The organism is Nonlabens xylanidelens, assembly GCF_002934445.1.
Classification (GTDB): domain Bacteria; phylum Bacteroidota; class Bacteroidia; order Flavobacteriales; family Flavobacteriaceae; genus Nonlabens; species Nonlabens xylanidelens.
Genome location: NZ_PTJE01000002.1, coordinates 341,644 through 364,584, shown reverse-complemented (window position 1 = coordinate 364,584; position 22,941 = coordinate 341,644). Strand labels below are relative to the sequence as shown.

Here is a 22,941-nt window from a genome sequence, read left to right as displayed (position 1 = left end):
ATCGAGAAGGCTTTATTTTTACCGTATGAATAAAAAAGGATCTATTTATATGATCGCTCTAGGCAGCATCATAGTTTTATTAGGTGTTGTCATGTACCTTACTGAGATATTAGGAGCAAAGGGTATGATAATAATAGGCTTTCTCACCGAGCTAGTAGGAGTTTACTATTACTGGCAAAATAAGAAAACAGAAAAGTAGTACTTTCTATTTACTGTGAAAAGGAGTTTTGTCTACAGGTAAATCCAGTTGCTGCAACACATTATTTAATTTTAAAAGTGAGGACTTTTCTATCCAGTCTGTTTTAATTTTAAACTCTTTATCTTCGGTAATTAAGGTGTAATCTTTATTGAATTTTTTAATCCAGATGACATCGCTTAGATTCATTTTTATAGGAATCCCAAAGGAGTTTAGCTTACCGATGGTGTTACTTTGTATAGTAAGATACTGACCCCATAAGCCGTATAGAAAATAGCTTATAAATAATAACCCAAATAATAGTTGCATATAATGCGTCCACCAGATGTTATCTTGATAGAATAAGTTTGAGATACCTAGTAATGAGAAAACTAGCCCTATTAGTAGGTATCCATAGAGTTTGTTTATTTTGTACTTGATTTTAATAAGTAGATGTATTTAAAGTTATACTTCCGTACTGCTCTGTTTACTTGTCATTAAATCTCTAGCCTGTCCTTTCCAGTCGTCGCGGTGTATTCTACCAGGAAAAAACTCAATCACTTTAGTTATTGCATTGATATCTGCATCAGTCATTTGAGCTAGTTGTGAGTAATTATAAATACCTATTGTATTTAGTTTCTCTTCTACAAAGCTGCCTATGCCTACTATCTTTTTAAAATCATCTGCTTGTGATTTATCTCCTATGCCTATGTTAGAGAAGTCTATCGTTTTATTAGCCATTTCCGTTTTTACTTCTTGGCTCAATCTACCAGCACGTTCTCTGGTTTTCATAGCTCTTATTTTACCAGGTTCACTTATATCTGCTATTTCTACACGATGCAAGTCGGTGTCATCTGGATTTGTAATCGTGTTCTTAGCTGTAGTAATAGTGCTGGTAATAGTCTTTTCTTGAGTATACTCTTTGTTCACAACGGCAGCAGTAGTATCTATACCAGATTTTCCAGAAAGAAAACCTATTATAAATGCGCCTAACATCATTAAAAAAATGACCAGAAGTAGACTGCTGTTATTTTCTATAAATTCCATAACTACTTTATTTAACTTTTAAAATAACACACTTACTACTACCGCTGGCATCTACGGCTTTTTCACCCATAGATATTGATTTAATTTTATAAGCAGGTATACCAGATTGAGCAACTATACGTTGCGCTGTTGCAGAATTTGCTTTTGATATAGACATATTATCGATAGCGTTACCTACAGAATCTGTATAAGTATATATTTCAATTTTCTTACTTGGGTTATCCTTAAGATAGGTTTTAATTTGACTTACATAAGAAGTAAAAGACTGGTTCCCATAAAAGTAATCTCCTTGATAACCAGAGGTGAATTTCTTATAAGCATAAGGACCAGTAGGTCGTGTAGTCTGGACAGTTATTTCTTTATTTGCAGGCGCAGTAGAAATACTAGAAGTAATAGGTAAGGAATCGCTATTGTTTATGCGCATTAAAATACCACCATTTGCTTTACCATTTACATAATTGATATCTTGAAAAGAAGCATTAGTATGTAATCTAGATCTATCGATACCTATTCCTACCAGTAACTTTTTTAGATACTCTGCACGCTGTTTACCTAGAGTAGACGGTTCTTCTGGAGAGCTATAACCGGTAATGGTAAGTGAAGATTCTTTGTGTAGACTTAATATTTTTTTGATCTCCACGCCATAATTTATACAACCGTATGGAATTTTTACTTTATTGCGATTTTCATAAATTAAAGCAAATAGATTACAAGGTACGAGCACTTCTTTTGCTTCATTAAATACAGAGAACGGTAATGCCTCATATTCGGTAGAGGTTTGTTCTATATTTAAATCGTTTTTAGTGTCTGTTTTAGTTGAAAGACTTACAGAATCATTTGTAACGATACTAGGTTTTACAACTACAGTATCTATTGTATTTAGGTCTTCTTTAAAAGTTGTTTCTTCTTTTGGTTTTAAAGAGGTAATCTCAATAGGATTTGTAGAAATAGAGGTGCTTTTATTTACTGTATCATTTAACGCTGGTACATGCACACCATCGCTTTTTAAATCACCTAAGAAATAACCCAATACAAGTAGGCAGCCCATGCAATAGAGTAGGAATATTAATAATCCAGGCCAAAAATTTTTCACGTAAATATATTTGCGCTAAATATACTATCAAACCGTTAAATAATTAACGTTTAGAAGAGTTTCTATAGGAACTTAGATGTTAAATTTGGTGTAGGAATCATGCAACTCTCTTTTTTACCAAACCATTTATAGCGATTTCTAGCTATAAAATCATAAATTTTGTCAGATATAAAACTAGGTACGATCTTAAACACGTAGAGTATTGGCCACAAATGATTTAAATGTTTTGCAATGTTTAATGCGGCATCCGCTTTCGCGAAAGCGGAATCACCACTAACCAATACGATAGAATCTATCTTAGAAGAATCCATATGATGTTGAGAAAGTAACTCTTTTCCAATATCGCTATCTAATGGTGCAAATCTAAAACGATCCTTTCTATCACGTTTTATAATAAATAAGATGGCACTATTGCAAAGATTGCAAACCCCATCAAATAATACTATATCATGATTGCGTTCCATTTATTTCCCTACTTTTTCTAGTTGTTCTAGAGCAACTAAAGTCGTGAAAAAGCCATAATTAACCGTTGCTTTTCCTTTTTCAATCTGGTCTATGGTACCTATAGATTTAGAACCAGAAAGTCGCACGCGGTCATTTAATTTTAAGACTACATCTGGTACCTTTTCTTCTTTTACTTGAGATACTTTGGCTTTTATCTTTTCGGTTCTTATTTTTTGAACCTTTTGTATTACTTCGTGTTCTACCTGTTTTTGTTTCCCTTTTTGTTGTTTTACAGCTTTGCGGTTAGGAGCAGCCTCTTTTTTTGCAGGTTTACGTTTTACATTTTCTGTAATGACCAGCTTCATAAGCTCGTCTAGTAATAGCTTTTTCTTTTTGTTGTTTTCAAAAGCTTCTGCCAGGCCATCAAATTTTTTACCTAGTTGAATATAACGCTGGTAACCGTCATAGAGTTCTTGAAAATCTTGCAGTTTTTGCTGCACACGTTCTTGTGTATCTTCTAGTTTATTAGCACGCTGCGTTGCTTTTACCTCTTTATTTTGTAGGCTCTCATTATTGCGTCGCAGGTTAGATCTTTCTTTCTGTAAAGCTGCGATAGACTTGTCAAAACGTATTTTGCCTCGTTCTACTTTTTTCTTTGCCTTATTAATTAATGAATAAGGAATACCATTCTTTTGTGCTACTTCAAAGGTAAATGAGCTACCGGCCTCACCTAATTGTAACTGATAAATAGGCTCCAAAGTTCTAGAATCAAAGAGCATGTTTGCATTAGTCATTTCTGGCAACTCGTTTGCAAGCATCTTTAAATTTGTATAATGCGTGGTAATGATACCATAGGACTTGCGGCTGTTTAATTCTTCTAGCATACTTTCTGCCAGGGCGCCACCTAATTCTGGATCAGATCCTGTACCGAATTCATCGATTAAGAAAAGCGTTTTATCGTTGGCCGTTTTAAGAAAACCGCGCATGTTTTTTAAACGATAACTGTACGTACTTAAATGGTTATCAATACTTTGATTATCACCTATGTCTGTAAGTACGTGCTCAAAAACACATATTCTACTTTTTTCATGTACCGGTATTAACATACCAGTCTGTATCATTAATTGAAGTAAACCTATAGTCTTTAAAGTAATGGATTTACCACCTGCGTTAGGTCCAGAAATAACTATAATTCTATTATCTGGAGCTAGTCTTATGGTTTGCGCATAGGTAGTCTCACCACGCTCATTATTTGCAACCCATAATAAAGGGTGATAAGCGTCTACCAGTTCTAGTTCTTGATGGTCTACCATCATGGGTAAACATCCTTTTATTTTACGACCATATTTAGCCTTTGCAGCTATGACGTCTGTATGAGTAAGATAGGTTCTGTACTCTTCAAATTCTGGGATAAAGGCACGTAAAAAATCAGTCAGTTCTTTAAGAATTCTCTGGATTTCTTCTAGTTCTTCTATTTCTAATTCTGACAGCTTTCGCGAAAGCGTTAACACGCGTTCTGGTTCAATGTAGGAGATGCTTCCAGTCTTAGAGCTACCCATCATTTTACCTTTTACCTTGCGTCTGTACATGGCTTTTACGGCCAGTACACGGCGGTTTTCTACTACAGATTCTCTTATTTCATCTAGATAATCCAGTTGTCCATAATGACTTAGTGCCTGACCAAAGCTACCGTTAAGCTGGCCTCGCACGGTATTCATCTCGCGTCTTATGTTTTTTAAATGTGGTGATGCGTCATTTTTAATATCACCAAAACGGTCCATAACGAGATCTACCTGTGTAGGTATCATATCGTTATAAGTAATGTGTTCTAGACGCTTGTATAATTGTGGGAAAAACTCTTGTAGTTTCTTAAAGAATTTAATGTGCTCGTTTACGGTACGTGGTAATACGGCTAGTCTTCTTATACTTTCTTTATCCAGGGTACTGTTATCGATGCCTAATAACTGTAGCTCTTTTTCTATCAGATCAAAGCCGTGATTAGGTATGCTATGCTCGCTAGAAAAAGACCATAAATACTCATTAGTAAAGGCTAGTTCTCTTTCTATTAAGAAGCGTTTTGTAAAAGGTTTTAAAGTAGTAATGGCAGTTTTACCATCTTCGGTAATACAATAAGCACTAGCTTGTTGTAGGACTACATCAAACTCTAAATCCTGAATCGTTTTGTTAGATATTTTTCTCATAAAAGTCTTACAAAAATAAGCTAGGAAGGAATAGGTATGAAGCGGTTTTGCAAGATTTTAAGTAAAGTTTTAATTTAATGGAATGATAAGTTTAAGGATACAGCTATTGAAAATTTATATTCGTAAAGTGTCCATAGTCTAGCGGAAATCTTTTAAATTTTAATGTTTTTACCTTTCAAGTCTAAAGTGTAAAAAATATTCTCTTTTTGAACATCAAATATGGATTTTCCTTTAACATCTGTAGAAGGAATTAGTAAAAAAAGCTTTAAATCTAAATTTATATCATCAACAATTTTTTTCATTCTGATATTTGTATTAAAAAGGTATTGAGAACCTGGTTTAATCATAATTTTTTCAGGCCAGCTAGCATTACAATTTAAGGTTACATAATTTTCAACGTTTTCAGAATTTGATTTGATATAATAAGCAAGCCCATTGCATGATTCTGATAAAAAATACAAGTCTGTATCACTTGTGTTTAAAATAACACCTCTTACATCATAAATTGTACTATCCTTAAAAATTGATAGTTCATTATTAATAGGTTGTATTTCAAATTGAAATTCAATTCCATGTTGTCCAAAGCAATTTAAGGCTCCATTTAAAAATAATATTAGGAATAGTAAATTTTTCAAATTTGTAATAATTTATTAATGAATTAGCTGATCACTCATGATGATAAGGTTCATTTCTCAAAATGGTAAATGCTCTGTAAATTTGTTCTACAGCAAATAAACGGACCATTTGATGAGAGAAAGTCATGTCACTTAAGGATAATTTAGAATTAGCTCTAGAATAAACGTCTGGGGAGAAACCATAAGGACCACCGATTATAAATACCAATCTCTTTAAACCAGAAACACTTCTTTTATTGATCAACTCGGCAAATTGCATGCTGGTGTACTTCTTGCCTTTTTCATCTAGAATGGTTACAAAATCACTCTTTTCTAGCTTGTTTAAGATCAATTTTCCTTCTTCGTTCTTTTGTTGGTCTTCGCTTAGATTCTTAGTCTTTTTAAGATCTGGTATGATCTCAAGATCAAAATTAATGTAATGACCTAATCGATCTACATACATTTGAGTGAGTTGTTCTATGCGAGAATCGTCTGTTTTACCTACGGCGAGAAGTGTAATTTTCATGTTGCAAAGCTAAAGTGTTTTAGTTTAAATTATCAAAATAGATTTAATAACTAATTAGTACATATTATCATTCTTTAAATGACTTATAAGCTCTCTTACTTCTTCTACAACACTGTCATCATAGTGATTTAAAAAAGCTTCAATGATTTTCTTTCTTTTATTATTGATCGGAAGATGCCAAATTAAACCTACAGAATGACTTACTGCTAAAGCAATATCTGATTGGCCATCGTTAGGATCGTATTTGATTTTACTAATTGATTTCAAAAATTCAGGAATTAACGAAGGATTCCTTTTTACTACTTCGTCTAATTCATCAGAATGATGTATACAGTTATCAGTTAGTATGTATAAAACCCAGTATAAATTATTTCTTTGCTCATTATCTTTTAAACTTGTAATTAAAGAATTAGCAATTATAAATAATAATTCAAAATGTTTATCTTGTTTTGAAAAATCTATAGGATGAATTTGTATAGTGAAAAGAGCAAATCGATATCTATCTAGGTCTTTACTTATTATAATCTCCTCTAAGAAAAGTTCTAACTCAAAATTTAGAGTTTTATTTCTTGTATTCAACATGAACCATTCTTCATAAATCTCAAATACATCGCCTTTATTATTATTTAATAGCTTTCTATTTTTGAAAATGTACTCTAGAGTTAAATTTTGATTATTCATTGATCAGAAAGTAATTACCTGTAAATATAATAAGATTACCATGTAATTTTTGCAACGACTTCTATATCGTCTTTGTGTGTTAAACGTATTAATTTAAGTTCTTTAGTTTCGTTAGGTCTCCCATAATTTCTGATTAGTGTGATTTTCATAAAAGTAGGATTCTCTACTTTTTGATAACGATCTCCATAGTATTTTACTTTGATGTAATAATCTCCTTTTTTGGCATTAGCGAGTGTGAATTGCTCTGGACCAAAACCTTGAGTCATGTCTTTGCTTAACTGTCCGCCCATTTTTGTATTAGGATGACTGTAAAAACATTCTTCTAGATTAGGATCTACGATGTGTAAATCTATATCGGTATCGTTATGATTCCAGTCTACTAAGATTCTAAGATCATAGGTTTCTTCTTTTAATAGTTCTTTATTTACTGTTACATCTTTTAAATCGTCTTGGTATTTGCTTGCTAGCCTTTTAAGCTCTGTCCTAGAGATGCTTTCCATAGAAGGAAATACTCTGCGATTTCCATTTTCATAGATTTCACCAGTAATAATATCGTGGTATAAAGCATATGCTTTATTACAAAGTCCAGCAGTTTCATATGCAATCGCGAGATCTCTATAGGATTGAGAATCTTCTGGGCGCAATTCTAATACACGATTAAAGATAAAAATCGCTTCATATAGTTTAGCTTGCTTTTCTAACTCATAACCATAAACTTTTAGCAATTCATAATTGTCAAAATCAATCTCTGCGACATTAGATAGAATACGGTCTGCAAAAAGGGTATTGTTTCTTTCTTCTCTGAAAAAGTTGGCTACATCTATAAAGTACGCAGGCTGTTCTTTATAATCTTCTCTATTTGTTAAATACAATTGGTAAGCTTCTTCTACACTATTAGTAGCTCTTAATGCTGTTAAATAAGGAACTTGCACTTTTCTATTGGATACTACCAGCTGTTTTAATACTTGCTTTCTACGTTCTTGCTCTGCTCTAAATCGATTCTGTCTATTGGTTCTGCCAGTGTTCTCATCTTGCCTTGAAACTACAACTATTTCATCTAACTCTGGCTCTGTTTCTAACGATCTTGGAGCTTGCATGGCTGGAACACCGTTATAGTCCTCTGAATTAATTTCTACTTCTTGATCTGTTGTGATCATGACAACGCCATTAGCTCCACGGTTTCCATAAATAGCACTTGATGATGCATCGCTTATTACCTGAACATTTGAAATGTTATCAGGATTAATATTTCGGAAACCAGATTCGCTAACAGCAACGCCGTTAACAATAAATAGAGGTTCTGTATTTTGAGTTATAGTGGCAACACCTCTCAAGCTAACATTACTATTAGCTCCTGGATGTCCAGAACTTGATTCAACATGAAGTCCAGGTACCTGACCTTGTAATCTTTTTACAATATTTGAATTAGGTTGACTAGGCGGTGGAGTTTGATCTTCATTATCATTTTGAGATATTTCAATCAACTCTTTTTTTGATTTATCCTTATTATTTGCCATAGCTATAGAATCTCTTTTCATTTGTGCGATGGCTAGATCGTATTCCTGCTTTAATTCGGCAGGCGGTTCTATTTTATACCTTAGGTAATCACGTATATCTTCTAGAACAATAAGAGATGTATAATCAGTAACAAGTTGGTATTGTACAGCAAGATCTGTTATTGCTTTTTTATTTTCTTTTTTATTTAAGGCAAGCTCTGCGATTTTTTGCTGTGCCCAGTATTTTTTAATCTGGTTTTGGTTATTTAAATCCTTACTTATTTTAATGGTTTTTCTTAAGGTTACCTTTCCATTATATCCATAAAGTAGATCTATAGATTCTCCTGCATTTACATTTTTACCATAAAGACTGAAGTTATTATCAATAAACTGAGTCGCTCTAGGTAATATTTCTATTTGCTTATTATTTGACGCATAACCTAAATATTCTAACGACTGATATTTAATCATATCATAAGCAGCTGCAGTATCATAAGTAACAAGATTTATGTAATTACCACTAGATGCTCGAGCCCATTCTTTTAATAATGGTGTATTAGATTTTTTTAAACTATTAATCACAAATACTGGTGCATCTGGATAAAAGTCAGAATTGCTCAGTGTTTTTAAACCATCTGTAAATAGGAGGTAAGCATCTGTTTTAGGTGTTTTAACTATTGTGCCGTAATCTGTACCACCATCATAAGTTTGATTTTTTAAGATCTCTTTTATATTATTCCATTTTCCATTTCTAATTTTAACACCAGATAAATTGGTCATTATTTTATTACTAAAAATCTCTAGGTTTACTTTAATATCTTGATTTTCTTTAAAGAAAAGATCTAAAAAAGCGAGCTCTTTTTCTATCTCACGATCTTTCATAGATAGTGATGCATCCCATAAAAGAGTTACTTCCTTCATAGAGGCACGTTTCTTTTTTAAGTTAGAAAATGTCTGGTAATAATAGAAATGATCTCCAGATACCATTAGTTGATCATTTTGAATATCTGTAGGTATTTTGATTTTAAGGTTGGTATCTGCCTTAAATTTTTCTAATCTCAGGTCGGTCACATAATTATGTTGCCAGTCAGTGAATTTTAACCCAGATAACTGTCCATCTACTAATACAGGTTTTTTAGACTGGTCTAGAAACTCTATTCTCAAATGAAAATCGTCTATAGTGTTCTTGAATCTTAGCGGTAGCTGGTAATAATGTGCTTCATTTTCATAGGTAAGTTCTTGTTCATAGGCTAGAACTACACGTTTATGGCCATTTGCAGGAATAGGATAGATGCGTGCTTTATAATTATTTCCTGTTCCTTTTTCTAATAATGCAGGATCTACACCGCGACGCACCACTTCTTCAAAGGCTATACGTCCCAATTCTTTATCTACCACTACGGCCTCTCTTAATTTACCATTTACGTCTAGCGCAAAACGCGACACTTCATGACCATCACCTAGTGGGAAATTAAGCTCTCCTTCTAGTATTTGAGAAGTAGGATTGTAAAACAACATATCAAAAGTAGTTACCACTCGGTTACCGGTGACCTTAATATTTATATCTAATTTTGAGAGACCTACTTCTTTATCATCTACTTTAAGAACAGGAGATTGCTGTGCAGTAGTGTAAAGTGAGAATAAGAATAAAAACGCGAGAAATGTATTGCAGTACTTTTTCATAAGGTTAGGTTTTGTAGAGAAATAAGATTCTCAATTAACATGCCGTTTAATTTTGATACAATTTCTAACCTTTAAGCATTAATTTATAGCTTAAATGAGTGAACTGCCCATTTGATTGAGTGAACTATGAAAAGCATGGGCCAAATATTCTAACATAATAAAGGAATGCCTTATTTTTGATATGTAAATAAACACGATGGACTACAATTCAAAAGAAGCACAAGAAGAAATTAAACGCATTATCCAAAATGCATTGAGAGAAGATGTAGGTGATGGAGATCACAGTAGTTTGTCCTGTATACCTGCTACAGCTGTAGGTAAGGCAAGATTGCTAGTTAAGGACGATGGGATTTTGGCAGGTGTCGCTTTCGCGAAAGCGGTATTCAAAGAAGTAGATCCTACATTACAGATAGACGTTAGAATAGAAGATGGTAGCCCTGTAAAATATGGTGACGAGGCATTTTATGTAACCGGTTCTTCACAATCCATCTTAAAAGCAGAGCGTCTGGCGTTGAATGCCATGCAGCGTATGAGTGCGATTGCTACAAAAACTAAATTATTTGTAGACCTATTAGAAGGTACAGGAACAAAGATTCTAGACACTCGTAAAACCACACCTGGAATACGTATACTAGAAAAATGGGCGGTAGTAATAGGTGGCGGCGTTAACCACAGATATGGATTATACGACGTGATAATGCTCAAGGATAATCACATTGATTTTGCTGGCGGTGTTTCAAAAGCCATTCAGAAAACAAAACAATATCTAAAAGATACAAATCGCGATCTTAAAATTATCGTAGAAGCTAGAGATCTAGAAGAGATTAAAGAAATTCTTACTAATGACGGTGTTTACCGCATTCTTATAGATAATTTTAATTATGAAGATACTAGAAAAGCGGTAGAGTTAATAGGTGATCAATGTCTGACAGAAAGTAGTGGTGGTATAACACAAGATACTGCAAGAAAATATGCAGAATGTGGTGTAGATTTTATTTCTAGTGGTGCGCTTACCCATAGTGTGTATAATCTAGATTTAAGTCTTAAAGCGGTACATGAGTAAAGTAAAAAAGATAGTAGACCGCATACCTGTCGTATCATGGATAGTGGCATTAATTGACAAGTGGAAACTTCCTGGATTTGAAGGAATGACCGCTTGGGATTTATGCGAGACCTACTACTTAGGTATTGTTCAAGGAGCATTTTCTGCCCGTGCTAGTGCTATTTCTTATAGCTTTTTCATGGCGCTGTTTCCTTTTATTCTATTTATACTTAACTTAATTCCTTTTATAGAAATAGATAATTTTCAAGAAGAGGTATTACTCTTTGTAAATGATTTGTTACCGGCACAGGCAGCAGGTGCATTTGATAACATTTTTAAAGAAATTGCTTTACAAGGGAATAGCGGTTTACTTACCGTAGCATTTTTAACCTCTTTGTTTCTAATGGCAAACGGTATCAATGCGATATTTAATGGTTTTGAGCGCAGCTTTCATTCAGAGTTAAACCGTGGTTTCTTTAGACAGTATGTAGTAGCCATTGCTGTTTCTATTATGTTAGTTGTCTTTCTTTTTCTAGGTGTTGTATTAGCTGGTGTGGTAGAATACTGGATATCAGAATTGCGCAGTAGAGATTTCATGACCGAAGATTCTATGGAGATATGGCTTAAGTTATTGAGGTATGTAACTTTAATAATCATGTTATTCATGTTTATATGTACGCTCTATTACACCGGTACAAAAGATGGAAGAACCAGTAGTTTTTTATCTATAGGCGCGCTAGTAACCACATTTTTAATTATAATATTCTCATATCTATACGGTATTTATATAGATAACTTTTCTTCTTATAACGAGATCTATGGATCGATAGGGGCGTTACTTATTCTTATGGTTTATATATGGCTCAATTCTAATCTTTTATTACTAGGATTTGAATTAAATGCATCACTTAGATCATTAAAGGCACGGAATTTGAAATCTGTGTAGTATATTTAAGAACTAAAATATTTAAAAATGAAAAAATTACTTTTAGCAGTTATGGCTCTTTTAGGAACATATACTGCAACTGCACAGCAAACTATCGAAGGCGTATCTATAGAAAAAAACTTAACTGTATCTGGTCAAGAGCTTTCTTTAAATGGAGCTGGTGTAAGACAGAAATTATGGTTTGAACTTTATGTAGGTGCTTTATACACTACAACAAAGAGTAGTAATGGATCTACTCTAGTAAGTGCAGATCAGGCTATGGCAATTACCCTGGACATTACAGATAGTAAAGTAACACAAAGTAAAATGAAAAGTGCTGTAGAAGATGGTTTCGGCGATAGCTGTACCGATAGTGAAAGAGCAGCTATTCAATCTGAAATCAATAAATTTATCGGTCTTTTTAGTGAAGCAATCGTAAAGGGTGATCATTTTGAAATCGCTTATGCTCCAGGAACAGGAACTAAAGTTTCTAAAAACGGTAAAGACTTAGGTACTATCGCTGGATTAAAATTTAAGAAAGGTTTATTCGGTATCTGGTTAGGTGAAGACCCTGCAGATGATGATCTTAAAGACGGTATGTTAGGTAAATAATCTATCTGCGACTTATTAATAAATGAAAGCCTATGTAATTTACATAGGCTTTTTAATTCTCATTAAATGAAAAATCTAGTTTTTATAGTTCTTTGTGTTCTCGCTTTCGCGAAAGCGGATGCACAACAAGTTACAGGTACATGGAAAACCATAGACGATGAATCTGGCGTGGTAAAAGCTCATGTAGAAATCTATGAAAGAGATGGAAAGATCTATGGAAAAGTTGCTAAAATACTAGATAAGAATGCGCCTAAAAATGCATTATGTATCAACTGTGAAGGAGAACAGAAAGATGCACCGATTCTAGGACTAGAAATTATACAGGGTCTTAATAAAAAAGGAGACGTATATAAGGGAGGTGATATTCTAGATCCAGAAAATGGTAAAACATATACCTGTAAAATATGGCTGGATGAGGATAACCCTAATCTATTAAAAGTACGAGGATATATTGCCATTTTTTACAGAACCCAGACATGGATAAGGCTTTAAATGGATACTTACTTAATAGATCAATTACTAGATAATTGATGGTATTGAGTTTCTATGGATTCAAATTGTGTTTTTAATCGATCGAGATCGTGAGAGTTTGAAATAGATTCTTCGACATCGTGAATAAGTAATTGTGCCTGTAAGTGTAATGTAGTGTAATAAGACGGCTCACAGGTTTCTCTACCCATGCAAAGAGAGAATAATTGCAGCAGTTTATCCATTACAGATAGGTCTTCTTTGCAATACCTGCGGTAAGACGCAAAAATATCATAGATAAGATCTTCAAATTTTGTGGTGTTTAACATTATAAGAGCATCTTTATCCTCATTAAGTACAATGTTGTGATCTTTTTTGAGCATTCTTAAACGCACTAAGTCAGTTAGGTAATCAATGGTGTCTATAGCAGTCCCTGGATCATTTATACCTGGTGACATGGCTTTAATACCTATCTCTGTAATTTGTTTAAATCCTAAGGCATAGTTATCACTTACTAATTCAGATTCTGAATAATTAAAATTTTTATGCACTTCAGTTAATTGTGTATCACTTAATTCTATTTCAGATTTAAAAAGAGCTTCTCCTTCTAGAATGTATTTCCCTTTGGTGGTGAGCATTTCAAATTTAGTTTTACAAGTCTCACATGATTTTTTCAAACCTTCTACACTTATGTTTTGTATTGTACCACTTCTATTAGTTGAATACGTATGCCATTCACTAGTATCGGGAAATTGATCTTGTGACGATTGTTGTTCTATAAGAATCTGTAGTCGTTTACTAGATTTATTATATATGTTTTCTAGTATATTATTGATTTGTATGCTAGAAGAAATACTGTGAATAAAGTAAACAAAAGCTGCTAGTGCTACAAAGGCACTTATAATACCTATCAATACCGATAGTCCTGGAAGATGGTAGTCGCTACCAGATGGATCTATACCTATCACTGTTATTATATTATATAGAATGGTTGCTAGAAATGCCCCAAGAATAAACTGGTGTTTTCTATTAGATATTAAATTGGGTAGAACACGAGGTGAGTAGTTAGCCGCGGCCTGGCTCAATAAAAGCATCACCATAGAAAAGGTAAAGACCAACATAGAGATACCACCAGCTATTAAAGTAGATAGAATGCTCCTTGCGGTATCTACGTCGTTTATGATGAGAGATGGGAAAACCTCTTGAAAAGCTCTGGAAACATTCATTTCTTCGGCCCATTTCATGAATAAACCGAATAAAATAGCACTTACAGCATAAAAAGATGGGTAAAACGCAATACTACCAGTAATTGTGTTGAAAAAGGACTTGAGTCTTATAAAAATCGAATTCATATTCTTAAAAGTAAGAGTAATGTGGTTAAGTTAATCCTAATAAATATGTATTTTCACATATTATTATCATATCACATGACCTACACTACAGAAGAAAAGAGACACATTATAAGCGAGTTAATCCTAATGGCACATGCAGATAACCATCTAAAGAAAGAAGAGGTGAGCTTTATAACATCGGTAGGAAAACGTATGGATTTAAGTGAAGAAGAGATCGATTATATGATTAACCATCCAGAAGAGTTAACAACTATGCCGCCTAAGGATTATACTAAGCGTATAGTTCATTTTCATAGAATGATGTTAATGATGCATATTGATGGTCATGTAGATGAGTTAGAGTTACAACTATTACATGAAGTAGCTTTACAATACGGATTTAGAAAAACGACTGTAGATGCATTATTGCAAACCATGCTTAAATATCCACATGGAGAAATACCACCGTCAGAATTGATGCAAATACACCTAAGAAATAGTAATTAATGACATTTAGTCATTTTCAAATCATTTAAAAGCGACATTATGTCGCTTTTATTGTTTGGTATCCTGTTTGAATAAGCTGAATCATAACAATTAAAAATTAGTATTATGAAATTAGCACATACAACAGCAAACAATTGGTTACCATCACTTATTGATGAAATGTTTAAAAACGATTATTTAGGAGGTACAACAGAGACTGCAAAATCTTTCGTACCATCGATTAATGTAGCAGAGAGAGAAGAGAGTTATCTATTAGAATTAAGTATCCCAGGTTTTTCAAAAGATGAGGTACAGATAGAAGTAGATAAAGATGTTCTTACTATTGCTTCACAAGTAGAAAAAATAGAAGAAGACGCTGCTCTTAAATTTACGAGAAGAGAATTTGGTAAGAAATCATTTAAAAGAAGTTTTAACTTACCAGAAACGGTAAATCAAAATGATATAGATGCTTCATATAACAATGGCGTTTTATTGATAACGCTTCCTAAGAAGGAAGAAGCATTACCACAGCCTAAAAGAAAGATTTCCCTAAAATAAGAGTAAGCCAAGTTTAGATTTAAAAAATCCAACCATTTATGGTTGGATTTTTTTTTGATTTCGATCGGATTCTGTTAAGTCTATTGGTAAATTTTGTTAATTAAGAACTTTATAACTCATGTCAGATTATATAAATGATAATATCGCATAAAATTAATATTTATGAAGAAGATTTTGTTTTTAGGGTTGCTTGTAGTTTTTGCGATTACCAGTTGTTCTACAACTAATGCGGTAAAACAGACTACACGAGTTATAGATGGTAATTGGATTATAGAGAGTGTTACTTATGATGGAGTAGGAGAATTTAAATCTACGCTATTGCAAGATGTTGCTGCTAGTTGTTTTGAGGGTAGCAATTGGAACTTTGTAGCTAACAATAATAGAGGTACATATAACATCAATAATGCAAATTGTTCAACAGGTGAAAGATATTTTATATGGGATGTACCAGGCAGTAAAGAAATGATAAAAGGAGATTTGTTACTTAAAATAACAGACACAAAATATAAATCAGAATCTAATGCGGGCTATCAACTAGAAATTACCAGGGCAAATGAATCTAACATGACCTGGAGTATACCGGCTAGTGTAAATGGAGAGACGGTTTATGTAAATATGAACTTTGTCAAAAACAATTATTAAAACTAAAATTATGAAATCAAATATAATCACAATAGTAATCGCAGCTGCTTTATTAGTAAGTTGTGGAGCAGTTAAAAATAGCAATAGTCAGCAAAAAGGTACCGTAATCGGTGCTGCAGGTGGTACTATTCTAGGTTTAATTATAGGAAATAATGTAGGCGATGGAGATAACCAGACTGAAGGTGCTGTAGTAGGTGCTGCAATAGGTGGTATCGCTGGTAACTTAATAGGTCGCAATATGGATAAGCAAGCCAAAGAAATAGAAGCTAGTTTACCAGGTGCAGATGTAGAAAGAGTAGGAGAAGGAATAGTAGTAACTTTTGATGAAGGTAGTGGAGTAAAGTTTGCTACAAATCAGTCGTTATTGAATGCAAACTCACAAACTACACTTAATAAGCTGTTAGATGTAATGAATAACTATCCTGGTACAGAAGTGCTTGTTGCAGGTCATACAGATAGTCAGGGTGCCGAAGATTACAACCTTGAATTGTCTAGAAAAAGAGCTGCGAGTGTTAGGGATTATTTAGCCACACATGGTATTTCTAGCGATAGAATAGCAATGACTTACAGCGGTGAGGCTTCTCCTAAAGCAACTAATGAAACTGCTGAAGGTAGAGCGCAAAACAGAAGAGTAGAGATAGGAATAGTAGCAGGAGAAGAGATGAGAAGAGAAGCGCAAATGGAATCTAACCAATAGACGCTTACCAATTTTAAAATTTAACCCAACCAGAAATGGTTGGGTTTTTTATTTATCGCAATTGGCGCAAACCTTCATAAGTAATAACAGCTACCGCATTTGCTAGGTTAATACTGCGTATATGCTCGCTGTATTGTGGGATTTTATAGAGATGTTCTTTAAATCTATCAGTAATATCACTTGATAAACCTTTAGACTCTTTCCCGAAGATAATCATCGTTCCTTCTTCAAATGGTATATCGGTATAATCCTTAGTTCCATGACTGCTCAAAAATGCCATAGATCGATCTTTGTTTTTCTCAAAAAACTCATCAGCATTTTCATAGATGCTTAATTCTATATGTTGCCAATAATCTAGTCCTGCTCTTTTTAATCTAGAATCGCTTAGTTCAAAACCTAATGGTTTTACTAGGTGTAAGTGAGAACCTGTAGCCAGACTTAAACGACCTATATTACCAGTATTGGTATGAATTTCTGGCTCTATGAGAACTATGTGTAGCATAAATTTGTATTAAGTAGGTAAAGATACAGTAGAAGAGTGTAGTTAGATGTGTTCCGCTTTCGCGAAAGCGGAATTTTCATAAATTTTAATAGCAAAAAACTAATGCTTTAACGCGTTATTAACCCATTTAAAACGTATTTCTGGCTAGTTTTGCAAAACTAAATAATAACCACAATACCAGTACCGATAAGGAGGTATTTAAAATATAAAAAATGCAAGAAGTAAAAGCATACGGAGCAGAAAGTAAAGAGGCCGATTTTAAAGAAATCACTATTAAACGTCGCGATCTTAACGAGAATGATGTAAAAATCGATATACTTTATACCGGTGTCTGCCACAGTGATATTCATGCTAAACAAAACGATTGGGGAAATGCAAAATATCCTATCGTACCAGGTCATGAGATTATAGGTAGGGTTACTCAAGTAGGTAATGAAGTATCTAAGTATAAAATAGGTGATCTAGTAGGTGTAGGTTGTATGGTAGATTCTTGCCAGACTTGCAGCGCTTGTGAAGAAGATATGGAGATGTGGTGTGAGAATGGTTCTACCAGTACATATAATAGTAAAGATAAGTTTATAGGTGGCCATACTTTAGGTGGTTACTCGACAAGCATAGTCGTGAGAGAAGAATTTGTTCTATCGGTATCAGAAAAACTGGATATAAAGGGAGTAGCTCCATTACTTTGTGCAGGTATTACCACATACTCACCATTAAAACACTGGAATGTAAAAGAAGGTGAAAAGGTGGGAATTATAGGTTTAGGTGGTTTAGGTCACATGGGAATTAAATTTGCCGTTGCCATGGGGGCAAAAACCATTATGATTACCACTAGCGAGAGTAAAGCGGCAGATGCGAGACGTCTAGGTGTAGATGAGGTAATTATCTCAAAAGATGCAGACCAGATGAGCGCTCACGCAAATTCCTTTGACTTTATCCTTAACACTATTCCTGTAGGTCACGATGTAAATCCTTACCTAGCATTGTTAAAAAGAGATCGTACGATGTGTCTGGTAGGTGCGATAGAGCCTCTAGAGAATATACATGGAGCAAATCTTATTTTAAGAAGAAAGAATCTTGCTGGTTCTTTAATAGGTGGTATCAAAGAAACACAAGAGATGTTAGATTTTTGTGCAGAGCACAACATCGTGTCCGATGTGGAGATGATTGATATAAATGAAATCAATACAGCCTTTGAGAGAGTACAAAATAATGATGTGAAGTATCGTTTTGTAATTGATATGGAGTCCTTAAAAAATTAGATTTTTCAAAATCGTTTAATTTTAAAAGACCGTTTTATACGGTCTTTTTTTATGACTAGTTTCTGCACACAGTGCTACTTTTCTTTTATAAATACTTAGATTTACCACTTAACAACTAACTATTTATGCATTCATTTACTGTAGAACAAATAAACGAGATCTTAAAAGGAGAACAAGTAGGCAACACAACTCATGCTGTAACAGGTGTTAACGAGATAAGAAATGCCTCAAATAGCGATCTTACTTTTATAGGAAATAAGAAATATGCAAAATTCTGGGCAGATTCAAATGCGTCAGTTGCTATTATTAATGATAATATAGAGTTGCAGCCTGGAGATAATCGTGCTTTTATCAAGGTTAAAAATGCAGATCTTGCTATGGCGAGATTGTTAGAAGCTTTTCAACCAGAGACACCTGCTTTTGATACCGATATTCATGCAACCGCAGTAGTTGATAAAACAGCAACGGTAGGTAAAGGTGTAAAAATAGGCGCACATTGTTACATAGGTAAAAATGTAGTCTTGGGAGATGGAGTGGTATTGTACCACAATGTTAGTGTTTTTGACGACACCACGATAGGTCCACAAACAGTAGTCTGGTCTGGTACGGTAATAAGAGAGCGTTCTCAAATAGGTGCGCAGTGCATTTTTCATACTAATGTAAGTATAGGAGCAGACGGTTTTGGTTACCGCCCAGCAGACGATGGTCGTGGCCTGGTTAAAATACCACACATAGGTAACGTGGTAATAGGAAATGGAGTGGAGATAGGTGCAAATTCTTGTGTAGATCGTGCAAAATTCAATTCTACCATAGTAGGTGATGGTTGTAAAATCGATAACCTGGTTCAAATAGCACACAATTGTATCTTAGGTAGATCTTGTATAATGGCTGGTCATAGTGGTCTTGCAGGTTCTGTTACACTAGGTGATGGTGTTATCATAGGTGGTAGTGCCAGTATTAAAGATCATACAGTTATTGAGTCTGGTGCAACTATAGGCGCTGGTAGTGGTGTGATGAATGATGTAAAAGCAGGACAAACCGTTTTAGGATATCCAGCAGTAGATTCTAGAGAAATGCTTAAACAATGGGTCGCATTGCGCAGACTTGCAAAAAAATAGATTTTATAACGTATTTAAAAGATTCTGCTTTCATGAAGACTGAATCTTTTTTTTTATTCATAAATGATATTCAGATTTTGTTGAGGTTAATGTTAATAGCATTTTAAAAGATAGCAATAAGCCTCTTTCATTGACTAAATTTACACGCTTTAATTTTTCTATCCCCAAAAACTGAATTATGAATAAAATTTTACTAATTGCTTTATTTTTAACTAGTTTCATTTCTTACGCGCAGCGAGATAAGCATAGAAGATTCAAAGAATATTATCCTATTTCTATAAGGCCAGATTTATCGGTAGGTTTAGGAAATAATGAATATGAAGAAATTCTCTTAGAAGCTAGGCCAGTAGTTTATTATGGTATCTATAATGACCTGCGTAAAGCGTTAAATAAAGATACGATTACAAATGGCGATGCGGTATATTTGTCCTTTCAGCCTCAATTTAGAATTTACAATGAAGATTCTAAACCAGTAAAAACACCTAGTTATAAACTATTAATAGGGTGGCAAAAAATTATTAAAACTAATGAAGATAATTTTTTTACAGCAGCTATAGAATCTGGACATTATAGTAATGGTCAGGCAGAAAGTGCCTTTAGTACAGAGTTTGATGATAATTCTGAAGAAAGTATAGCATTGTATAACAGTTTTACAGACGATACAGATCTCGCTAAATTGTTAAACAGAAGTGGAGGGAACTTTTCTACTAATCTAACTAGGCTCAGTGTTAACTACCGTTTCAACACATTTAATGAAGTTAATATTCCTCAAAAGATTCATTCTTTTACAGCTACTTATCAATTGTATCATAATAAGTTTTTAGGTTTTGCAGATTTTGGAGGTTATAATCCAGAAGACATAGATATTTTAGGACGTCACCAGTTAGAATTCGGTTATGAATTTACTTCACATCTCAAAAAGATGAGGTACACTCTTAGTCAGCAATTTAATTATACCATAGGTTCACATCCATCTAGTGTTCCTTACAGGTCAGAAACTAGTGGTATTTTATACCCATGGAATAGTGATTTAGGTATTTTAGCTCAATTTTCTATAGGTCGTGACGATTATAACTATCGTTTTTTAGACGATTTTGCTCGTTTTAAAATAGGAATTACTTGGGACTGGTTCACACCATTTGTCGTTAAGCCTACTAAAAATCAACAACTGCCTACTTTACCTAAAAAGGAATTGTAGAATTCTAGTTTTTAATGTTTTCCATCTAGATTAAAGATGTATTTTTGCGCCGCCTTAAAAAAGAGGAGCACATGAAGCGTATTAATCAGTATAAGAAAATGTTTAACGTAGAAAAGGACATTGAACTTAAAGCACTTAAAAAAAGTTACCGTAACCTAGTTAAAGAATGGCACCCTGATAAATTTCAGGAAGGTGATGATAAGAAAGAAGAGGCAGAGGTAATGAGTAGAACGATTATCGATGGTTACCACTTTCTTGTTAGTATTGCTCCAGAAACTAAGGAAGCTAACCTATCAGAATATAAAGAAACGATTTCTAACACTGGTATAAAAGACTTTGACCACAAAGGACGTGTACTAGAAGTGGTTTTTACAGATGGTAGTACTTATGAATATTTTGGAGTAGATGTAAAAATCTTCAAAAAACTTATAAATGCAGACAACCGTTACAGATTTGCAAAGCGTAATATCTTTGAAACGTACTTATACCGCAAGTCTAAAAAAGACGAAGAGCAACAAGCTTAAGATTTTAAAATTTTAGACTTTAATAAATAGCCATATCCATAGAGATATGGCTATTTTTTTATACACATTTGTTACCTTTTATAGAGTAATTAAATAGCTGTTGTTGAGGTGCTTGTCGTTTCTATTGTTATTATTTTACTAATTTTAAATCTATTTCATGTTTTTATTGCTTTACATTGATTAAAAAGATTATTTTTGCTGTATGATTGGAACATGTGGTCATAAAGATTAGTGAGATTTCTTATTTAGTTTTTTATTCTATTGTCTGATTGTAACGAGCTTTTCCATGGTGAATACTCTTGTGGCACGGCTTTTGAAATCAAATAAGAAGTATTATTAATTTAAATTATTACAAATGAGTACAGGTACAGTAAAATTTTTCAATGACGCAAAAGGATTTGGATTTATCACAGAAGAAGGATCAGGTCAGGAACATTTTGCACACGTAACAGGTTTAATCGACGAGATCCGTGAAGGTGACAAAGTTGAATTCGAACTTAAAGAAGGAAAAAAAGGTTTAAACGCCGTTAATGTTAGAGTAATCGACTAATTCGATTCTTTAAATTTCTTACAAAACCCATCTAATTTAGATGGGTTTTTTTTATGCCCTTTTTTTTGATAACATTAATAGATACTTATCCATTCTATACAGATTATTGAATTAGCTTTGTCTACATGAATAGAAAAACCGCTTTAATAGGTCTTGCTTTTTTCTCCACTTATGTATTTTGGGGATCTACCTATTTATGGAATAAAATGGCGGTGACCGAGTTGCCACCATTTATGCTTGCTAGTATCCGATTTTCACTTGCAGGTATTCTCATTTTTATAATAGCAAAACTACTAGGGTATAGCCTTAGCATTACTAGAAAACAATTTTTCAATTGTACACTAGCAGGTTTTCTTTTTCTTAGTTATGGTAACGGTGTCTTTGTTTGGGCATTAAAATATGTGGACACAGGTTTTGCAGCACTTATTGCCGCATTGCAACCCTTATTTATTCTGTTACTTATGCGACTCGTGCAACGCAAAGCATTGCAAGCAAAATCTGTTATAGGTGTTGTTCTAGGGCTAGTAGGTATGTATATCTTAGTTAGTCAGAATGAAATAACGACCAAAGAAGGGGCTATTACTGGTATTGTTATGATTATCAGTTGTATATTAAGTTGGAGTGCAGGTAGTTTATTTGTCGCCAAAGCTGATGTACCTACTAATTTCTTTGTCTCGACTGGTTATCAAATGATAGCGGCTAGTGTCATACTGGCTATTGCTAGTTTTGCTTTTAGCGAGTCTTGGTCTTCTCCTATGACGTGGCAAGAGCCTACTTATATCGCTTTAGCTTGCCTTATTATTTTCGGTAGTATTGCGGCTTTTACGGCATTTAATTTCCTTTTAAAGAATATTTCTACAGAAAAAGTGGCAACTTCTTCTTATGTAAATCCTGTAGTAGCTCTATTGCTAGGTTGGTATTTCTTGGACGAAGAAGTAACCACTCAATCCTTGATTGCCGCTGCGATTATGATTACCGGTGTGTATTTTATCAATAGTAGAAAGAGAGGTAAAGATGACATCAAGCCTTCTCCTAAGAATAGGTAAGCACACTAATTTCTATAGTA

Annotated in this window: 26 protein-coding genes; 15 read left to right on the top strand and 11 right to left on the bottom strand. The window is 33.7% G+C overall.

Annotated elements, in window-relative coordinates:
* Positions 1-25: 25 nt before the first annotated feature.
* On the top strand, positions 26-199 hold the full coding sequence (locus LY01_RS15115; RefSeq protein ID WP_170034541.1) for a hypothetical protein: 174 nt from the start codon (positions 26-28) through the stop codon (positions 197-199).
* A gap of 6 nt (positions 200-205) precedes the next feature.
* On the opposite strand, the gene LY01_RS06715 is transcribed toward LY01_RS15115, so the two are convergent.
* The 9 genes from LY01_RS06715 to LY01_RS06675 all read right to left on the bottom strand — a co-directional run bounded on the left by LY01_RS06715 (position 206) and on the right by LY01_RS06675 (position 9,960).
* Positions 206-505, bottom strand: a complete 300-nt coding sequence (locus LY01_RS06715; protein WP_104515056.1) for a hypothetical protein — start codon at positions 503-505, stop codon at positions 206-208.
* Between the two features lie 135 nt (positions 506-640).
* Complete coding sequence (locus LY01_RS06710; RefSeq protein ID WP_104515055.1) at positions 641-1,222, bottom strand: hypothetical protein; 582 nt, start codon at positions 1,220-1,222, stop codon at positions 641-643.
* A 7-nt stretch (positions 1,223-1,229) separates the two neighbouring features.
* Positions 1,230-2,315: an OmpA family protein gene (locus LY01_RS06705; protein ID WP_146080376.1), complete on the bottom strand. Its 1,086-nt coding sequence runs from the start codon at positions 2,313-2,315 to the stop codon at positions 1,230-1,232.
* 62 nt (positions 2,316-2,377) lie between these two features.
* On the bottom strand, positions 2,378-2,779 hold the full coding sequence (locus tag LY01_RS06700) for a thiol-disulfide oxidoreductase DCC family protein (RefSeq protein ID WP_104515053.1): 402 nt from the start codon (positions 2,777-2,779) through the stop codon (positions 2,378-2,380).
* Positions 2,780-4,960, bottom strand: a complete 2,181-nt coding sequence (locus LY01_RS06695; RefSeq protein WP_104515052.1) for an endonuclease MutS2 — start codon at positions 4,958-4,960, stop codon at positions 2,780-2,782.
* A 152-nt stretch (positions 4,961-5,112) separates the two neighbouring features.
* Positions 5,113-5,595 carry a hypothetical protein gene (locus LY01_RS06690; protein WP_104515051.1) on the bottom strand — a complete coding sequence of 161 codons (483 nt, stop codon included), beginning with the start codon at positions 5,593-5,595 and terminating at the stop codon, positions 5,113-5,115.
* A gap of 31 nt (positions 5,596-5,626) precedes the next feature.
* Positions 5,627-6,100 carry a 23S rRNA (pseudouridine(1915)-N(3))-methyltransferase RlmH gene (rlmH, locus tag LY01_RS06685; RefSeq protein WP_104515050.1) on the bottom strand — a complete coding sequence of 158 codons (474 nt, stop codon included), beginning with the start codon at positions 6,098-6,100 and terminating at the stop codon, positions 5,627-5,629.
* Between the two features lie 54 nt (positions 6,101-6,154).
* A complete protein-coding gene (locus LY01_RS06680; protein ID WP_104515049.1) occupies positions 6,155-6,781 on the bottom strand; it encodes a hypothetical protein in 627 nt (208 codons plus the stop codon).
* Between the two features lie 35 nt (positions 6,782-6,816).
* Positions 6,817-9,960 carry a VIT domain-containing protein gene (locus LY01_RS06675; protein WP_104515048.1) on the bottom strand — a complete coding sequence of 1,048 codons (3,144 nt, stop codon included), beginning with the start codon at positions 9,958-9,960 and terminating at the stop codon, positions 6,817-6,819.
* A gap of 196 nt (positions 9,961-10,156) precedes the next feature.
* On the opposite strand from LY01_RS06675, the gene nadC reads away from it, so the two are divergent.
* From nadC to LY01_RS06655, 4 genes are all read left to right on the top strand, one after another.
* Positions 10,157-11,023 carry a carboxylating nicotinate-nucleotide diphosphorylase gene (nadC, locus tag LY01_RS06670; protein ID WP_104515047.1) on the top strand — a complete coding sequence of 289 codons (867 nt, stop codon included), beginning with the start codon at positions 10,157-10,159 and terminating at the stop codon, positions 11,021-11,023.
* A complete protein-coding gene (locus LY01_RS06665; protein WP_104515046.1) occupies positions 11,016-11,948 on the top strand; it encodes a YihY/virulence factor BrkB family protein in 933 nt (310 codons plus the stop codon). The genes nadC and LY01_RS06665 overlap by 8 nt, the downstream gene beginning before the upstream one ends.
* Positions 11,949-11,975: 27 nt before the next feature.
* Positions 11,976-12,539: a chalcone isomerase family protein gene (locus LY01_RS06660; protein WP_104515045.1), complete on the top strand. Its 564-nt coding sequence runs from the start codon at positions 11,976-11,978 to the stop codon at positions 12,537-12,539.
* A gap of 66 nt (positions 12,540-12,605) precedes the next feature.
* The gene (locus LY01_RS06655; protein ID WP_104515044.1) at positions 12,606-13,031 is read left to right on the top strand and encodes a DUF2147 domain-containing protein; all 426 of its coding nucleotides are present in this window, start codon (positions 12,606-12,608) and stop codon (positions 13,029-13,031) included.
* A 20-nt stretch (positions 13,032-13,051) separates the two neighbouring features.
* Here LY01_RS06655 and LY01_RS06650 read toward each other — a convergent pair whose 3' ends face one another.
* Positions 13,052-14,359 (bottom strand): DUF2254 domain-containing protein, encoded by a 1,308-nt coding sequence (locus tag LY01_RS06650; protein WP_104515043.1) that lies wholly within the window; start codon positions 14,357-14,359, stop codon positions 13,052-13,054.
* Between the two features lie 45 nt (positions 14,360-14,404).
* On the opposite strand from LY01_RS06650, the gene LY01_RS06645 reads away from it, so the two are divergent.
* From LY01_RS06645 to LY01_RS06630, 4 genes are all read left to right on the top strand, one after another.
* Positions 14,405-14,845, top strand: a complete 441-nt coding sequence (locus tag LY01_RS06645; RefSeq protein ID WP_146080375.1) for a tellurite resistance TerB family protein — start codon at positions 14,405-14,407, stop codon at positions 14,843-14,845.
* Positions 14,846-14,950: 105 nt separating this feature from the next.
* Complete coding sequence (locus tag LY01_RS06640) at positions 14,951-15,382, top strand: Hsp20/alpha crystallin family protein (RefSeq protein ID WP_104515041.1); 432 nt, start codon at positions 14,951-14,953, stop codon at positions 15,380-15,382.
* Positions 15,383-15,544: 162 nt separating this feature from the next.
* A complete protein-coding gene (locus tag LY01_RS06635) occupies positions 15,545-16,024 on the top strand; it encodes a lipocalin family protein (protein WP_104515040.1) in 480 nt (159 codons plus the stop codon).
* A 10-nt stretch (positions 16,025-16,034) separates the two neighbouring features.
* The gene (locus LY01_RS06630) at positions 16,035-16,721 is read left to right on the top strand and encodes an OmpA family protein (RefSeq protein ID WP_104515039.1); all 687 of its coding nucleotides are present in this window, start codon (positions 16,035-16,037) and stop codon (positions 16,719-16,721) included.
* 52 nt (positions 16,722-16,773) lie between these two features.
* On the opposite strand, the gene LY01_RS06625 is transcribed toward LY01_RS06630, so the two are convergent.
* Positions 16,774-17,223: a tRNA (cytidine(34)-2'-O)-methyltransferase gene (locus LY01_RS06625; protein WP_104515038.1), complete on the bottom strand. Its 450-nt coding sequence runs from the start codon at positions 17,221-17,223 to the stop codon at positions 16,774-16,776.
* Between the two features lie 212 nt (positions 17,224-17,435).
* On the opposite strand from LY01_RS06625, the gene LY01_RS06620 reads away from it, so the two are divergent.
* The 6 genes from LY01_RS06620 (at position 17,436) to LY01_RS06595 (ending at position 22,921) form a co-directional block, all read left to right on the top strand.
* Positions 17,436-18,485 (top strand): NAD(P)-dependent alcohol dehydrogenase, encoded by a 1,050-nt coding sequence (locus LY01_RS06620; RefSeq protein WP_104515037.1) that lies wholly within the window; start codon positions 17,436-17,438, stop codon positions 18,483-18,485.
* Between the two features lie 125 nt (positions 18,486-18,610).
* A complete protein-coding gene (lpxD, locus tag LY01_RS06615) occupies positions 18,611-19,603 on the top strand; it encodes a UDP-3-O-(3-hydroxymyristoyl)glucosamine N-acyltransferase (protein ID WP_104515036.1) in 993 nt (330 codons plus the stop codon).
* 178 nt (positions 19,604-19,781) lie between these two features.
* Positions 19,782-20,801: a hypothetical protein gene (locus LY01_RS06610; protein WP_104515035.1), complete on the top strand. Its 1,020-nt coding sequence runs from the start codon at positions 19,782-19,784 to the stop codon at positions 20,799-20,801.
* Positions 20,802-20,872: 71 nt separating this feature from the next.
* Positions 20,873-21,325, top strand: a complete 453-nt coding sequence (locus LY01_RS06605) for a KTSC domain-containing protein (RefSeq protein WP_104515034.1) — start codon at positions 20,873-20,875, stop codon at positions 21,323-21,325.
* 355 nt (positions 21,326-21,680) lie between these two features.
* Positions 21,681-21,875, top strand: a complete 195-nt coding sequence (locus LY01_RS06600; protein WP_015363839.1) for a cold-shock protein — start codon at positions 21,681-21,683, stop codon at positions 21,873-21,875.
* Positions 21,876-22,000: 125 nt separating this feature from the next.
* Complete coding sequence (locus tag LY01_RS06595) at positions 22,001-22,921, top strand: EamA family transporter (protein WP_104515033.1); 921 nt, start codon at positions 22,001-22,003, stop codon at positions 22,919-22,921.
* Positions 22,922-22,941 lie beyond the last annotated feature (20 nt).

Coding starts and splice junctions, on each gene's coding strand:
- LY01_RS15115 (WP_170034541.1), top strand. CDS start 26: ATGAATAAAAAAGGATCTATTTATATGATCGCTCTAGGCAGCATCATA.
- LY01_RS06715 (WP_104515056.1), bottom strand. CDS start 505: ATGCAACTATTATTTGGGTTATTATTTATAAGCTATTTTCTATACGGC.
- LY01_RS06710 (WP_104515055.1), bottom strand. CDS start 1,222: ATGGAATTTATAGAAAATAACAGCAGTCTACTTCTGGTCATTTTTTTA.
- LY01_RS06700 (WP_104515053.1), bottom strand. CDS start 2,779: ATGGAACGCAATCATGATATAGTATTATTTGATGGGGTTTGCAATCTT.
- LY01_RS06695 (WP_104515052.1), bottom strand. CDS start 4,960: ATGAGAAAAATATCTAACAAAACGATTCAGGATTTAGAGTTTGATGTA.
- rlmH (WP_104515050.1), bottom strand. CDS start 6,100: ATGAAAATTACACTTCTCGCCGTAGGTAAAACAGACGATTCTCGCATA.
- LY01_RS06680 (WP_104515049.1), bottom strand. CDS start 6,781: ATGAATAATCAAAATTTAACTCTAGAGTACATTTTCAAAAATAGAAAG.
- LY01_RS06675 (WP_104515048.1), bottom strand. CDS start 9,960: ATGAAAAAGTACTGCAATACATTTCTCGCGTTTTTATTCTTATTCTCA.
- nadC (WP_104515047.1), top strand. CDS start 10,157: ATGGACTACAATTCAAAAGAAGCACAAGAAGAAATTAAACGCATTATC.
- LY01_RS06665 (WP_104515046.1), top strand. CDS start 11,016: ATGAGTAAAGTAAAAAAGATAGTAGACCGCATACCTGTCGTATCATGG.
- LY01_RS06660 (WP_104515045.1), top strand. CDS start 11,976: ATGAAAAAATTACTTTTAGCAGTTATGGCTCTTTTAGGAACATATACT.
- LY01_RS06655 (WP_104515044.1), top strand. CDS start 12,606: ATGAAAAATCTAGTTTTTATAGTTCTTTGTGTTCTCGCTTTCGCGAAA.
- LY01_RS06650 (WP_104515043.1), bottom strand. CDS start 14,359: ATGAATTCGATTTTTATAAGACTCAAGTCCTTTTTCAACACAATTACT.
- LY01_RS06645 (WP_146080375.1), top strand. CDS start 14,405: ATGTATTTTCACATATTATTATCATATCACATGACCTACACTACAGAA.
- LY01_RS06640 (WP_104515041.1), top strand. CDS start 14,951: ATGAAATTAGCACATACAACAGCAAACAATTGGTTACCATCACTTATT.
- LY01_RS06635 (WP_104515040.1), top strand. CDS start 15,545: ATGAAGAAGATTTTGTTTTTAGGGTTGCTTGTAGTTTTTGCGATTACC.
- LY01_RS06630 (WP_104515039.1), top strand. CDS start 16,035: ATGAAATCAAATATAATCACAATAGTAATCGCAGCTGCTTTATTAGTA.
- LY01_RS06625 (WP_104515038.1), bottom strand. CDS start 17,223: ATGCTACACATAGTTCTCATAGAGCCAGAAATTCATACCAATACTGGT.
- LY01_RS06620 (WP_104515037.1), top strand. CDS start 17,436: ATGCAAGAAGTAAAAGCATACGGAGCAGAAAGTAAAGAGGCCGATTTT.
- lpxD (WP_104515036.1), top strand. CDS start 18,611: ATGCATTCATTTACTGTAGAACAAATAAACGAGATCTTAAAAGGAGAA.
- LY01_RS06610 (WP_104515035.1), top strand. CDS start 19,782: ATGAATAAAATTTTACTAATTGCTTTATTTTTAACTAGTTTCATTTCT.
- LY01_RS06605 (WP_104515034.1), top strand. CDS start 20,873: ATGAAGCGTATTAATCAGTATAAGAAAATGTTTAACGTAGAAAAGGAC.
- LY01_RS06600 (WP_015363839.1), top strand. CDS start 21,681: ATGAGTACAGGTACAGTAAAATTTTTCAATGACGCAAAAGGATTTGGA.
- LY01_RS06595 (WP_104515033.1), top strand. CDS start 22,001: ATGAATAGAAAAACCGCTTTAATAGGTCTTGCTTTTTTCTCCACTTAT.